The 13403-nt window shown below is 31.3% G+C and carries 12 protein-coding genes; 5 read left to right on the top strand and 7 right to left on the bottom strand.

Annotated features, from left to right (window positions below; genetic code table 11):
- Positions 1 to 103 precede the first annotated feature (103 nt).
- Both ACREV6_RS24535 and ACREV6_RS24530 read right to left on the bottom strand, forming a co-directional pair.
- Positions 104 to 1114 (bottom strand): sensor histidine kinase, encoded by a 1011-nt coding sequence (locus ACREV6_RS24535; RefSeq protein WP_431580672.1) that lies wholly within the window; start codon positions 1112 to 1114, stop codon positions 104 to 106.
- Positions 1111 to 1773: a response regulator transcription factor gene (locus ACREV6_RS24530; protein ID WP_431580671.1), complete on the bottom strand. Its 663-nt coding sequence runs from the start codon at positions 1771 to 1773 to the stop codon at positions 1111 to 1113. Before ACREV6_RS24530 ends, ACREV6_RS24535 begins: the two co-directional genes overlap by 4 nt.
- A gap of 381 nt (positions 1774 to 2154) precedes the next feature.
- On the opposite strand from ACREV6_RS24530, the gene ACREV6_RS24525 reads away from it, so the two are divergent.
- The 4 genes from ACREV6_RS24525 to ACREV6_RS24510 all read left to right on the top strand — a co-directional run bounded on the left by ACREV6_RS24525 (position 2155) and on the right by ACREV6_RS24510 (position 5862).
- Positions 2155 to 2691 carry a NisI/SpaI family lantibiotic immunity lipoprotein gene (locus ACREV6_RS24525; RefSeq protein ID WP_431580670.1) on the top strand — a complete coding sequence of 179 codons (537 nt, stop codon included), beginning with the start codon at positions 2155 to 2157 and terminating at the stop codon, positions 2689 to 2691.
- Positions 2692 to 2899: 208 nt separating this feature from the next.
- Positions 2900 to 3667, top strand: a complete 768-nt coding sequence (locus ACREV6_RS24520) for an ABC transporter ATP-binding protein (protein ID WP_431580669.1) — start codon at positions 2900 to 2902, stop codon at positions 3665 to 3667.
- Entirely contained in the window at positions 3657 to 5657 is a 2001-nt protein-coding gene (locus ACREV6_RS24515; RefSeq protein WP_431580668.1) for an FtsX-like permease family protein, read from the top strand. Before ACREV6_RS24520 ends, ACREV6_RS24515 begins: the two co-directional genes overlap by 11 nt.
- Positions 5658 to 5670: 13 nt before the next feature.
- On the top strand, positions 5671 to 5862 hold the full coding sequence (locus tag ACREV6_RS24510; protein WP_431580667.1) for a hypothetical protein: 192 nt from the start codon (positions 5671 to 5673) through the stop codon (positions 5860 to 5862).
- A gap of 33 nt (positions 5863 to 5895) precedes the next feature.
- On the opposite strand, the gene ACREV6_RS24505 is transcribed toward ACREV6_RS24510, so the two are convergent.
- The 3 genes from ACREV6_RS24505 to ACREV6_RS24495 form a co-directional block, all read right to left on the bottom strand.
- On the bottom strand, positions 5896 to 6828 hold the full coding sequence (locus ACREV6_RS24505; RefSeq protein ID WP_431580666.1) for an O-antigen ligase family protein: 933 nt from the start codon (positions 6826 to 6828) through the stop codon (positions 5896 to 5898).
- Between the two features lie 451 nt (positions 6829 to 7279).
- Entirely contained in the window at positions 7280 to 9448 is a 2169-nt protein-coding gene (locus ACREV6_RS24500; RefSeq protein WP_431580665.1) for a DNA topoisomerase III, read from the bottom strand.
- 124 nt (positions 9449 to 9572) lie between these two features.
- The gene (locus ACREV6_RS24495) at positions 9573 to 10136 is read right to left on the bottom strand and encodes a class I SAM-dependent methyltransferase (RefSeq protein ID WP_431580664.1); all 564 of its coding nucleotides are present in this window, start codon (positions 10134 to 10136) and stop codon (positions 9573 to 9575) included.
- Between the two features lie 285 nt (positions 10137 to 10421).
- Between ACREV6_RS24495 and ACREV6_RS24490 the strand changes: the two genes are divergently transcribed.
- The gene (locus ACREV6_RS24490; RefSeq protein ID WP_431580663.1) at positions 10422 to 11198 is read left to right on the top strand and encodes a 3'-5' exonuclease; all 777 of its coding nucleotides are present in this window, start codon (positions 10422 to 10424) and stop codon (positions 11196 to 11198) included.
- Positions 11199 to 11241: 43 nt separating this feature from the next.
- Here ACREV6_RS24490 and ACREV6_RS24485 read toward each other — a convergent pair whose 3' ends face one another.
- Positions 11242 to 11397 carry a hypothetical protein gene (locus ACREV6_RS24485; protein WP_431580662.1) on the bottom strand — a complete coding sequence of 52 codons (156 nt, stop codon included), beginning with the start codon at positions 11395 to 11397 and terminating at the stop codon, positions 11242 to 11244.
- Positions 11398 to 12215: 818 nt separating this feature from the next.
- Positions 12216 to 13211: a phosphodiester glycosidase family protein gene (locus tag ACREV6_RS24480; protein ID WP_431580661.1), complete on the bottom strand. Its 996-nt coding sequence runs from the start codon at positions 13209 to 13211 to the stop codon at positions 12216 to 12218.
- Positions 13212 to 13403: the final 192 nt, after the last annotated feature.

The following is a 13403-nucleotide window of genomic DNA, read 5'->3' as shown; positions in this document are numbered from 1 at the left end:
TTGAATAACAGACATTCCAGTAGACTTGGTAAATTTATTTTGATGACCATCACGTCCCCATTACAGAAATTGGTGACGTAGTGAACAAGTCTCTCTAAAGGCCCTATGCTTCAAATATTTTTAGCTTATTCGGAAAAAATATCATCATTGTAGTTCCAGAATCTGCTGAAAATTGGACTGTTATATTAAGTCCTAATTTTTCGCAGAGTATTTTACATAGATAAAGCCCCATTCCTGTGGATTTCATATATGCTCTGCCATGTTGTCCTGTAAAACCCCTATCAAAGACGCGAGATATATCCTCCTGAGGGATTCCTATACCGTTATCATGAACATAGAGACTGGTGCCTGATACTAATTGCTTAGTATCAAATGAAATTCTTAGATTATCACTTCGATACTTGATTGCATTATCAATGAGTTGTTTTAAAATAAATATAATCCATTTAGGATCAGTTGTTACGTCTAATTCCAAATCTTTCATTTGAATTGTGCCATGGAAACCTATAATACTCATTGAGCAGCTTTTTATTGCGCTATTTACTATAGATGAAAGACTAATCGTCTCTATTCGGTAATCTTTATAAAGTGTATTACTTCTGGCATAGTAAAGTGTTTGCTCAACATAACCTTCAATTCGATTAATTTCAGATTGTATTTGATGCGATATAGGTGATTTATTATTTGCCATAATCAAATTGATTGCCGTGATAGGTGTCTTGATTTCATGTACCCACAATTCAATATAATCATGATAGTTTCGTTGTGCTATTTTAAAGTTTGCGATATTATCATTCATAACTTTTGTTGCATCTTTCAAAACCTTATAAAAAACTTGACCACTAAAAAAATGCGGTTCTTTAACAACATCAGTAATATAGGTCTTTTCATCAAGTTCTTTAAAAATCAAAAGCAGTTCACTGTAAAAATGATTCATTCGATAATAGTCAAAGCATAATCCAGAAATGTAACAAAAAAGAAGTATGCCCCAAATAAGAACAATAATAGCATTTTTAACATTAAACAGGTGTAGTATCCCAGTACTAATAACATAGGATAAAAGTATAAGAATAATTTGAATCGATTTTTCTTTAAGATAATTTATGATACTCATATCTGATACCCTTGACCACGCTTTGTAATTAAATATTCCGTTAAGCCGAAAGACTTAAGTTTTCGTCTAAGCCTTGCAATATTGACATTCAAGGTGTTTTCATCAATATAATCCCCATTTTGCCATAGCTCATTCATAATATCATCCCTTGGAATGATATTGCCCTTATTGAGCATGAGCAATCGAATGATGCCTAACTCATTTTTTGATAAGTCTACCTCTGTGCTCTCATAGCTCATTTTGCTTTTTAGAACATCAACAGTTAAGTGCTTATGGCAAAGCAAGATGCTCTCAGGATTATCCGTGGTTCTTTTTAACACAGACTGAATATGAGCTAGTAATATTTGAAGATTATAAGGTTTCGTAATAAAATCATCAGCCCCAATGTTTAAGCTTAGCAATTCATCCATTGGTGTGTTTCTGCTGGTAACAACGATAATAGGAACAGGCGATTGTTTGCGTATTTCACGGCATACTTGGAATCCGTCCTGATAAGGTAAATTTAAATCTAAAAGTATTAAATTGGATTTTGATTGCAATACAATTTCAATAATATTTTCAAAATCCTTACTATCAAAACATTCATAACCATATTTAGAGAGGAAACTCTTAAGTTCCTTAGAAATTGTTGGATCATCTTCAATAATAAATATCTTCATTTGCATTCGCCTCTTTCGATATTATAGCAAACAATACCGCAAATATTATATTGCAGTATTTTGCACCTACTATAATTAGAATAAATCATATGGTATATTGTACATAAAATTCGTTATAATGGCAAGGACTAGCTATTAGGAGAAGTACAGAATATGATAGGCGCCAATGCAATTATTCATTTTCTAAAACGGAATAATTATTATGATGTTACAAAAATGTAAGCTGAAAGAGCAAATTGTAAGCCAAAGCAATGGTGGTATATTTTGCTCTTTTGTATACTAGGAGTGTAAAACATATTCAAAATAATTAATATTAATGACATTTTGAAAAATTTTATGGAGCAAAATTTGAAGCTATAGTAAACAAAGGGAGTTGTTATTATGAAAACAAAAAAAGTATTTGTACTTTTATTCACGGTTTTGTTTTGTACACTGGTAATAGGGTATTTTTCAAAAGATATAATAACTAAAAAAGTAATGACTTATCCAATTAAAGATAAAATTGTTTGCAAGGTCAATACTAAAAATGCTACTCAAATCAGTTATAAAGAAGTAACCTATCAAATTTCAAACATTTCATTGGATAGGTCTAAAATCGGGGGATGGAATGGAATTATTAACCAAGTGGCAACTATTGATAAAAAAGATTGTATAATTGAACAAAAAGAAATTGATTCATCTGCCCAATTAGCTGTAAATGATATGAGAGCTAATCTTCCTAAAGATGCAAGAATTGTTGTATCTTTTCAAAATGTTTGTTCAATAAAAGGTATGGATACTAAAAAAGCCATCGCCGTTCAAATTAATAACTATTTTTACAAAGCGATTCCGGTAGAAAGTGCGCCTACAGATAAAACAGCCAATAAATCATCTTCTGCGAAGCTGCAATATCAACAGCTTCTTGAGAGAGATTTATAGTCCCACTAAATTTTTCAATTTAATGATATATAAAAATGCTTGCTACTATATTTAGTAGCAAGCATTTTTATATATGCAATCTATTCCCTTTTATCACCACAGGTGTTGTAAACCTTACAAAATGGTAATGCTACGGTAAGGTAAATCGATAGTTTGAAAAATAGAAGGATGGTAAAGTAGTGTAAGAGATAAGCAAGGAGTGATAACAATGAATACGATATTAAAAGTTAAAGATATTGAAAAAGTATATGGAAATAAAGGAAAAGTTACACATGCATTAAATGGTATTTCTTTTGAAGTTAATAAAGGCGAATTTTTGGGAATCATGGGTTCTAGTGGAAGTGGAAAAAGTACATTACTTAACTGTATCTCTACCATTGATACTGTTACATCAGGACATGTATATGTAGATGAAGAAGATATCACTCTTTTAAGTGGAAGTAAGCTTTCAAAGTTTCGACGCGAAAAATTAGGGTTTATGTTTCAAGATTATAATTTATTGGACACATTAACAGCATATGAGAATATATCATTAGCATTATCCATTAATCATTGCCCAGTAAGTAAAATGAAGCAAGAAATAGATAATGTAGCTTTGGCGTTAAATATAGAAGAAGTACTTCATAAGTATCCTTATGAAATGTCTGGAGGACAGCAACAAAGAGTATCTGCGGCTCGTGCTATTGTATCTCATCCATCTTTGCTTTTAGCAGATGAACCAACAGGAGCACTTGATAGCAAATCAGCAAAAATGCTACTAAAAAGCTTAGAAGATTTAAATAGTAATCAAGAGGCAACAATTTTGATGGTAACTCATGATGCGTATAATGCAAGCTTTTGTAAAAGAATTATTTTTATTAAGGATGGGGAAATATTCAATGAGTTATACAAAGGCAGTCACGACCGAAAAACATTCTTTAACAGCATCATGGAAGTTGTTTCTGTTTTAGGAGGTGAGGCTGATAATGTTTTTTAAACTTATTTTTAAAAATGTACGTAGGAGTATTAAAGACTATGTGGTCTACTTTTTGACATTGGCACTGGCTGTTAGTTTGTTTTATGCATTTAATTCAATATCTTCTCAGCCGGGATTAAGCAAATTATCTTCTACAATGAAAATGATGACTGTTACTATGACTCAATATATAGGAATTCTATCGAAGTTTATTGCTGTGATTCTTGCTTTTGTTGTAGTATACGCAAATCAGTTTATTATGAAAAGAAGAAAGAAAGAAATGGGAATGTATATGACTCTCGGTATGGCCAAGTGGCGCATTTCATCTATTTTTGTAGGAGAAATTGTTTTGGTTGGTATTTTTTCCTTAATAGTTGGATTAGGTATAGGTTTGCTTTTATCTCAAGGGCTTTCGCTAATAGCATTAAGTTTGTTTGCAACAGATGTATCTTCATTCCAGTTGGTTATATCTATTAATGCTATAAAAGAAACAATTGTTAATTTTGCTATTATTTTTATGGTTGTTATGATAGTTAACACACGTTCAATCTTCAAGTTAAAGTTAATTGATTTATTAACAGCAGACAGAAAGAATCAAGAATTAAGAGCTCATAATAAATGGATTTCATTTTTATTATTTGCTACATCAGCACTTTGCATGATTTTAGGTATATACATACTTTTTAGTACTGGACTTAGCAAAACGACGCTACCAAAAGTTATGGTAATTATGGGGGTTAGTATTTTATTGTTTTATTATACCGCGTCTAGTGTAATGATCTTATTTGTTCAAAAAAATAAACGTATGTATTTTCATGGATTAAATACATTCTTATTTAGACAAATTGGTAGCAAGCTTCAGACAAATTATCTTGTTATAACAATTATTAGCGGATTGCTTTTATGCTCGCTTGTAGTACTTAGTACAGGATTTAGTATTAGTGGTCAAATCAACACTTTGATGAAGAAATCTATTCCATATGATATATCCCTTATATTACCCATGAGTAAGAGTAAAGTAACTCCACTAGAAAAATCCAAAATGGATGGTGTTTCTTTGCAAGAGAATTTGAAGGATTATTCTGAGAGTATTCTATATGCTGCGGATTATACCTATGGAGATATATTTGCAGGGCAAGTCGTGAAATTAGCTACTATTGATAAGGCTTTGCCAAAATCTAAAGTTTCCTTTATGTCAGAGACGGACTTTAATAAACAAATGGTTCTTCAAAAGGAGAAGCCAATTAGCTTATCTAAAAATCAATATCTTATAAATGCAAATTATAAGAACACATTGACTTATGTAAAGCACTTTTTAAAAAACAATGGGAAGATTACAGTTTCTGGTCAAGCATTAATACCACAAAGGGCAGAACCCCTTAACAAGACAATTATAGCATTTACTCCTATAGGCGCAAATGATAAAGGAACAATTATTGTACCTGATGAAATTGTTTCAAAGTTAATACCAGATGCATATTTATTAAACGGTCTTTATAAAGCAAATACGAATAGAAATTTATTGTACGGACAAATGAATAAAGCATGGATTGAGGAATCTATTCATGAAGGCATCGCCTATTTAACAAAAGATGCGCTGCAGGATTTCTATTTTGGAACATTTGGGGTTGTTGCATTTATATGTAGTTATTTTGGACTTGTGCTTATTATAATTTGTTTGGCAGTACTGGCACTTCAACAATTAACTGAGACTCAAGATAACAAAGAACGATATCACACCTTAGCTAATATGGGTGCTGATGGAAAAATGATTCGCAGAACATTGTTTTTACAGATTGGATTTTACTTTATTTTGCCACTCATTATGGCAATGGCCTTATCTATGGTTGTTACTAGATCCGTACTAGATGAAGTGGAGTCATTCTTTCAAATGTCTATTGGGCTAAATATGGGGGTAAGTTTTGCAATTATTATCGCCTTGTATATAGTGTACTTCGTTGCAACTTATGAAAGTGCAAAACAAATTATTGTTGAACAAAATATAAAATAAAGGAGAAAACAATATGGAAAAATTTTTATCGAATTTAGGAGTATCTGAAGGAATTATTCAAACTATTAAATGGTGGTCCCCACTCCTTGGTGGAATTGCACTGATCGTTGCTATAATTATTGTTGTAATGATTATTAAGCATAGGAAAAACAAATATTTTTATCAATTGATATATCACAAATTAAATCCTCTCCTACGGAGATGATTTAATTTAGCAATTATTCAAATAACCATTCCCCTATAAATTATTATATTGTTTTACAAGAACACTTACTATTGCTGAACTAGCTATAAATAATAACCCAGTCTGCGGTGCAATCATTGTAAAATCAACCAAACCATGCCCAATTATTACGGCTTGAATTCCAGCTAATAATGGAGCCAACCTACATTTTTTTGCATGAAGTATCTTTAAATTTCCGAATAAATTAATCTTCATATATGCATATATGATAAGCCCAACAGCTCCAAGTGAGGTCATAATAGTAATGTAGATATTATGTCCATGGAATAAGGTTGCATAATAGTAACCCTTCATAAAATATGCTCCATGGTCTGTAATTCCCATAAGCCCCCAACCTGCAATAGGTTTAAGCTTTATCATTTTTAAACATCCCTTCCATATTTCAAAACGACTAGTAAATGAACTAGCAAAATTATGGCCAATTACATTTTCTAAAATCTGTGAGGGCATAAATGTAACTACAGCTGTAAGTATAAATATTGTTATAAACAGCCATCTATCTTTTTTATTACCTTTAAGAAAGCAGAAAATAAACAGCCCAAATAACAGTCCCATAAAAGCACCACGTGACCCTGTTAAATATAATGCAATAATAAAAAAAAGTGTTGATATTCTATAGAATAATTTTGTGGTTTTAGCTGTAGTGTTGCAGAAATAAATCCCTAAAAGAATCATTATGGCAAACCAGTTACCCGCTACATTGGGGTTTCCAAAAGTACTATATATTCTGTCATTAATTACTGGCTGAGAGGTAATTTCAAGAAATCTTGCCCAAATATTATAATTAAAACACACATATATAATTTTCTCAATAATTCCGAAAATCGCCGATAGCAATGAAAAACACACCAAATACCTACCTATCTTTTCTATCTTATTTTCATTTTGACAATAATCTTGTAAAAAAACACTAATACATAGATACATAAGGAGAACAAAAGATGCAACAATTGATGTAAAACTATAATTTATAACACCTACTATAAAAGACCAGGTAAATAGTAAACAAAGTCCTATATTCCAGTGATTTTTATATATGCTTACTTTTCTAAACAAAACCATATATGTCATATATATGGCCGGTATTATGCTTATATAAGGGGAAATGACTATTAGTAAAACTAAAATGCCTATAATAAAACCCACTTTCTTTTATAGTAATATACACTTTTTGTGATTTGCACAATAAATGTTCTCTTGTATTCTATCCTTAATATTATTCCACTGAATATATCTATAAACATTCCCCTATTTTATATTATATAATCCTAATATTGAAAACAGATTAAAAAAGCCTTAGATTTAGCTTAAAAATTATTCGCCAAAAATAACATGATGTATAAGTCTCTCCACTTATACATCATGTTATTTTTCCCCACTATTTTAAATTAAATTTAGCAAAAGCCTCTGCCATAGCAGAATTACCAGAATTGACAGGTTCATCTTTCTTATTCTGCTGATTAAGGAATCTACTAACATCCTTTTTATCTAAAGCACCTTTTTCTTTATCCCGACGCTTAGTAAAGGCTGAAAGTTTTTCTCTATAGCCACAACCACAAGCGAAAATCTTATTGTCTCCATCGCCTCTAATCTCCATTTTCTTGTGACAAGTAGGGCAACGTGCATTTGAAACCTGTGATACTCCCTTACGGTATCCGCAATCTCTATCTGGACATACTAGCATTTTCCCTCTCTTGCCATTAACCTCAAGAAGATACTTGCTACATTCAGGACATTTCATTCTTGTAGCATTATCATGTTTGTATACTTCGCCAGAAGCTGAAACGTTCTTCACAAGTTTTGAAGCATAATCTCTCATTTCTTTTACAAAATTCATAGAATTTGCTTTTCCTTTACTTACAAGTTGGAGCTGTTTTTCCCACTTAGCAGTAAGCTCTGGGGATTTCAATTCTTCTGGGACTAAGCCTATTAGCTGTATTCCCTTTGAGGTTGGGAAAATATCTTTACCGCGTCTCTCCATATAAAAGATGTTAAATAGTTTTTCAATTATATCTGCGCGTGTAGCGGGAGTTCCCAGGCCTGAGGTGTTATCCAAGGCTTCCCTTAGGCTCTCATCTTGTATATCTTTTCCGGGATGCTCCATAGCCGTAAGCAGCGTTGCTTCATTATACCTAGCTGGTGGCTTTGTCTTTTCATTTACAGAGCGAGCTAAGGTAAGTTTCACTGCTTCCCCTTTATTTATAGGTGGAAGAGACTGATCTTTATCTTCCCCATCATTTGAGCTGCTTATTTCTCTCCAGCCCTTTGATTTAACTATTTTTCCTTTTGCAGAAAAACTTTCACCCTTTACATCTATCTTTACAGTAGTTTGCTCATACTCGAAAGCTGGGCTTAGAACTTCTAAAAATCTTTTTACAACTAAGTCATAAATACTTCTTTCTTCTTTGTTTAGGCTTGATAAATCCACATGTTGCTCTGTAGGAATTATAGCATGATGATCTGATACCTTGCTATTATCCACAAGCCTATTTGTAGTATGTATTCTACCTTTTATTATATTTCTAGCAGCCTTCTCATATGGTCCTATTGCTATACTTTTTAATCTATCAAGTAGTGTAGCTACTATATCTGTAGTAAGATGCCTTGAATCTGTTCTTGGATAAGATAATAGCTTATGATTTTCATATAATCTCTGCATCAAATTAAGCGTTTGCTTTGCAGAATAACCAAATTTTCTATTTGCATCCCTTTGAAGCTCTGTTAAATCATATGCCAGTGGAGGAAGCTCTTTTTTAGAGGCTTTATTTACTTCTACCACGGTGCCCATTTGATTATTTACCTTAGCAACTACATCTTCTGCCTTTTGCTTGTCAAAGGTACGTGATTCTCCATTTTTACTCGACCAATTCACTGTAAAATTATTTACCTTACCATTTACAGTCCAGTAGTCCTTTCCAATGAATTTCTTTATTTCATTTTCTCTATCAACAATAAGTGCTAAGGTCGGTGTTTGAACTCTTCCTGCTGATAATTGAGCATTATATTTACAAGTTAGGGCCCTAGTTACGTTGAGGCCTATAAGCCAATCCGCTTCTGCTCTTGATTGTGCTGCCCAAAATAGGTTTTCATAATCTCTTCCAGGTTTGAGATTGGCAAATCCATCTTTTATAGCTTTTTCAGTTTGGGAGGAAATCCATAACCTCTTTATAGGCTTTTTAAATCCTGCTTTTTGAATGATCCAACGGGCAACCAGTTCTCCTTCACGCCCTGCATCTGTTGCTATAACAAGCTCATCTACATCTGCTCTTTTAAGAAGCTCGTTCACAACCTTATATTGCTTTGAAGTTTCTTTAATAACTACCAATTTTAAATCCTTTGGTAGCATAGGTAGATCTTCCATTTTCCAACTTTTATATTTTTGATCATAATCCTCTGGACCAGCTAGTGTAACAAGATGTCCTAGTGCCCAAGTTACAATATACTTTTGTCCCATTAAATACCCATTTCCACCTTGACTGCAATTTAAGACTTTTGCAAGTTCTTTTCCAACAGAGGGTTTTTCTGCTAAAACTAATATTTTTCCCATATATAAAACTTCCTCTCATGTATATCTCGTGCATACTATTGTACACGGGTTTATTTTACTGATTTTGCGCATAAACTACATATTTTCTATGTGGCCTATAATTTAATATTATTTGTATTAATAACTATTTTTTCTTATTGGAATATGAAGTAGTTTTCTTTTCTGCCATGAAAACATAATAGCCATCTATTTCGCTTATTTTCACACCACCAAAAATTGAAACCAACTTATTCTTATACCAATCTTTTCTTTTAGTAACCATATACATTTTTCCACCAATGGCTAATCTATTAAATCCTTTTTCAATAAATTCCTTTGGAACAGAAAAATCCACATGATATGGAGGATTAGAAAGAATTAAAGTAAAGTCCTTCTCATTAATATTTTTAAACCCATCACTTTGATATAAGCTAACTCCTTGAACATCATTTAAGGCAATGTTTTCACTTGCAAGCTTTACTGCTGCAACATCTATATCAGTCATAACTACATTTACTGCTCCTACTATTTTTGCAGATAGTATTCCAACTATACCGTAACCACAACCTAGGTCTAACACTTTATCATCATCTTTAAACACAATTGCTGATAACATTGCTAACGTACCTTTATCAACATTTTGAGGTGAAAAGACCTCATTTGATGTATTAAATTTCATATTAATATCTTTTATATTTACATCTAACATAACTATACCTCCAAAGTTCTTCTGAACTGTCGTTAAATTAAAAGTTATTACAACATGTCGCCCATATATATTTAAATACTTCTTATACTTATAACCACTATCTAATTAGCTACAATATATATATTATAAACTACTTTATACAGATTGTTCAATTTTTTGTTAAATCATCACCTGAGGTGCTGAAATATCGCTAAACTATAAGAACAGTGTAAGTGTTTTTTATGCACATAAATGATATACTATATACTGGATGTTAAAAAAATAAACAAGGTTAGAGGTAATTTAATGAATTATATAGTGTTTGATTTAGAATTTAATCAAGGTTTTAATTTTGCAAAAGAAACTAAAAGCATAACAAACCCTAAATGCCCTTTTGAAATAATTCAGATAGGTGCAGTAAAACTAAATGAAAATTTTGAAACAATTGGGGCTCTAGATGTATTAGTAAAACCCGAAATATATACTACCCTTAATCCTTTTGTAAAAGAACTTACTGGGCTAACAATGGAGATACTGGATAGTGGCAAATCCTTCAAAGAAATGTATAGTGAATTCACGGAATTTATCAAAACCGATTCCAGTGTATTATGTGTATGGGGAGTAGCAGATATAAAAGAGCTATTTCGTAATATAGAGTATCATGAATTAGATGCAACCATAGTACCCACCGATTACATAAACATCCAATCTTACGCTTCTAGAAAACTTAATTGCAAAAAAGGAATTAATATTGGACTAGGTAATGCAGCGCAGCTACTCGGCGTGCCTATTGAAAGTGAGTTCCATGCTGCTTATAATGATGCATTTTATACAGCCGAAGTTTTCAAGAAAATTTATAGCAGTGAAATTAAAACTAGGATATATAATCCTCATAAAAATACAAGGGTAACTAGACCTGATACTGAAAATTACAAACTTGATACTTGTAATTTATTTAAACAATTCGAAAAAATGTTTAAAAGAGAACTGACTCAGGAGGAAAAATCTATAATTAATCTAGCTTATATTATGGGCAAAACAAATCAATTTCAAATCAAAATTCCTCAGAGCCCGAATAAATAAAAGCAGTATAGAACTATCTTCTACACTGCTTTTATAATGCTTATTAGTTTTCTGTTTCAGCTTCTGTTTCTTCGCCTGGTTTAACAAATTCTAAATCTGCTCTTTTATTTTCTAAATTAGCTTTTCTATTGTCTAATGTATTAAGATTTATAGGATGAGTAACCATATCTTCAGCTGTACCCATTATATATCTATTCAAGAATATTTTGCCTTCAGGAGTATTTGCTATAGCATAAGGCTCTGTATCTTTCTTAAATAAAACCCATGTATATCCATTATTTACTACTCTATTTAGATCTTCTTTATCAATGAAAGTCCTTGATCTTTCTTTACCATATCTATCTCTTAATATTACTGCAACAGTTTCTTCATCTAATGCTTCATAATCATTAATTGTATTTTGATTATATACTTCTAAATTAGATTTTCTGTTATCTAAAGAATCTCCATTAATATGTCTAACAGGTGCTTTTGGATGAACATCTAATATAAAAGATTGAAGACTTTGCTTTCTTCTATATTTTTTTTCTTCAATATAATAAGTACCTAAATTTTGTGCTAAGTAATTATTAAGATCTTTATTCCATTCAGCAAACCAAAGACCTTTTTCTAATACCTTTTTTAAATCCTGCGTATCTATTTTACCATCAATAGTTGTTCCATCTTTTTTAACTAATTTTAAAATTGTAACTTCTTCCAGGGTTTGATGTTTGTTAGATTTAATCTCAACTTTAGTTTCTTCTTTTTTATTTTCCTTATTTATAATAGGACACCTCTTTCTTCTATTTAAGAATCTTCAAAAAAACAACTAGTCAGTTACATTTTTGACATGTTATTTCTTTTAGATTTCTATAAGGGCTTTAAAGTTGCGTATAACTTTAATATTTCCCTAATTTTTGTTTAATATTTAAGTTTTTCTCTATAATACGCATGTTTACTTTTACTGCATTATTTTAATTATACCACATTGGTTAGTTTAAAAACACTTAATTTAAAATGAATTTAAATTATATTTATTTATTTTATTATCCAAGCACTAGGAAGAGGCCTTTCTCCATACTTACTACTTGGACTATTTATAAGTTTACCTTGGTGGTACATAACTGAAGATGAACCACCATCTAAATTAGCAGCATTAACGCAATTTTCTGCTATCATTATATCTTGCACCTCTTTTATTGTTGCACCTATAGAGTTTAATTGCCTTCCATCTATTACAACAAAAACAATGGTGCCATCTTGCTTTTGACCAATTGCAGTTCTAGGATTAATGCCCCAGCCTCCATCCCCATATATTGATGCCGGTTTATTATTTACTATGAGAAATGGACCAAAGGCTACTCCATCTTGTATATTTAAATCTTTCATTTGTTTTATAGTATAATTACCTAAAGTTAATATTCCATTTTTATCAAATCCTATAAGACTATAGGTTTTAAAACCCTTCTCATAATATAATACTTCTCCATCTTTTATAATTATACCTGTAGGGACTCCACCATTGCCCTTTCCAGCAACATCTACAAATCCTGAAGCATTAACTCCTGCTATACCATTTTCCTGCTTAACTAAATCATTTAAGTTTGTTCTGCATTCCCCTAGACTTTTTGAAACAGCTAGTTTTATTTTTTTAGGATTACTGACAGTAAGTATATACCCCTTAAACTTATTACTATTTATATTAGCTATACTTACATCTTGTTTTTCCTTCTCTTTAACTAAATGCGGTAACTCCTCTGGCTCCTCATCAATTATTGTTATATTGTCTTTATCAGTAACTTCACTAATGGTTGCCACTGTATTCTCATCCATTATTTTATTAACAGTAGCATCACTAGCCACAATATTTGCTATATATTGATGTCTCATAGTAACCATGGCAGTTGTAACTAAATAACTCTGTAATCTTGGAAATAATCCAAACCTAATTGAGCTTATACCTATTGTTGCGTTTATAATTATAATTAATGCAAGGCTTAAGAAAAAAATCAAACTCTTCTTTATGAACTTCATAAAACAACCACCTTTTACAAAATCACACCCCCGGTGCGAAATCCGTATAAATTACTAATTATTTAATATGTTTTATCAAATCGCCACTACTAATCCCATAATATGTTTTTCTATATACTATAGTACGTATTGCAAATATATAAAGTTGCTAACTTATTTTAAAATTATGAAAAAAATTAATCTTATACAGTA

Origin of the sequence: Clostridium sp. (assembly GCF_050717515.1) — a bacterium.
Taxonomy (GTDB): domain Bacteria; phylum Bacillota; class Clostridia; order Clostridiales; family Clostridiaceae; genus Clostridium_AD.
This window is presented reverse-complemented; position numbering and strand designations above follow the sequence as displayed.